Annotated in this window: 2 protein-coding genes; one reads left to right on the top strand and one right to left on the bottom strand. The window is 46.6% G+C overall.

Annotated features, from left to right (window positions below; translation table 11 throughout):
* A partial coding sequence (locus G474_RS24525; RefSeq protein WP_169729550.1) for an RHS repeat-associated core domain-containing protein occupies positions 1-383 on the top strand: 383 nt, incomplete at its 5' end.
* A gap of 621 nt (positions 384-1,004) precedes the next feature.
* On the opposite strand, the gene G474_RS23985 is transcribed toward G474_RS24525, so the two are convergent.
* A partial coding sequence (locus tag G474_RS23985) for a hypothetical protein (RefSeq protein ID WP_043465228.1) occupies positions 1,005-1,287 on the bottom strand: 283 nt, incomplete at its 5' end.

Here is a 1,287-nt window from a genome sequence, read left to right as displayed (position 1 = left end):
GCCAGTACCACGACGAAGAAACCGGACTCCACTACAACCGCCACCGCTACTACGATCCCGATTCCGGCAGGTATCTCACTCAGGATCCTATTGGGCTGGCGGGAGGGGTAAATGTTTATGGGTATGTTGGGGGGAATCCGGTGAGCCACTTCGATCCACTTGGATTAAATCCGGACAGTGACAAAAATCCTACCGATAGAATTAATCAGGGTCAATGCAATATGCTACTGCAGGACATTGAACGAGAAAAGAAGACTATCGGCAACATAGAAAGAGTGGTGGCAGACTGGCATCCAGGAATAAAATTATCAGACTACGGCCTAGGTATAGACGCCACCCCTGAAGGATATAGAGGAAAACAGTATGAAAATAGCTCAGAATGATACAAGGATGCAGTGGACGCCCTAGAATCGGATACGATGGCAAACTTCTATTCTCGCTCAAGGAACGTGATCTTGGGAGGTGTTGGATTTTATACATTAGGCTTACATGGAATCATCCATGACACATCGGCAAGCAAACAGCTTTCCCAGACTTTCCTTAGCACAGAAAGATATCGATCGATGTATGTACTAAAGAAAATGGAAAAAACACACGCCAGCAATTGTGGAAGTCAAAAATAAAGCGAAGAAACCAAACAAAAAGAGTCATCCTTCAAAAAAAATTTAAAACCTTTATTAAAAATGACACCCTCCAAAACAATTAAATCATTATGCCTCCTGCTAATGATTCACATCGCAGGCGGATTTATCTACAGCCTTTATGCAACACTAAAAAACCAAGATAACCCTTGGTCATTTGAACCTATATCAGCAACAACACTACATTCCATCATTTCCATCATTTCCATCCCCACCACTTTTTTGTTCTACTCAAAAAAACAAAACCCAAATTCGAAATAAACAATCCCACAAAACCATATTGAAACTTACTCTTGGAAAGTCAAGTTGACACCCAAAAACCTCCGATAAAAATTGCCCTGCGAATGCGAAATGCGGCTCCAACTATCGATCTATCATCCCTTGCGGGCATCGGGCTTGTTGATGCTGAGGCAAGGCGGACATGCGACGGCGTAGCTGCGGCGCCACATCGGCCGCATCGAACAGCTGCTGCCCGACGGTAGCCTCTTCTGCACGTGCCCTACCGTTACGCCCCCCGCCCTGAACGCCCAGGGTGGCCAGCCAGCCCTGGAGCAGGTGGAGCAGGAGCAGCTCACCTGTTTTGTCTGGGATGGGGATCTCCTCCTTCAGGAGATTGCCGACGACCATACCCTCACCCATCTCTACG

It is taken from the genome of Azovibrio restrictus DSM 23866, from assembly GCF_000429665.1.
GTDB lineage: Bacteria > Pseudomonadota > Gammaproteobacteria > Burkholderiales > Rhodocyclaceae > Azovibrio > Azovibrio restrictus.
Note: the sequence above shows the minus strand (reverse complement) of the source record. Positions and strands in the feature narration are given on the sequence as shown.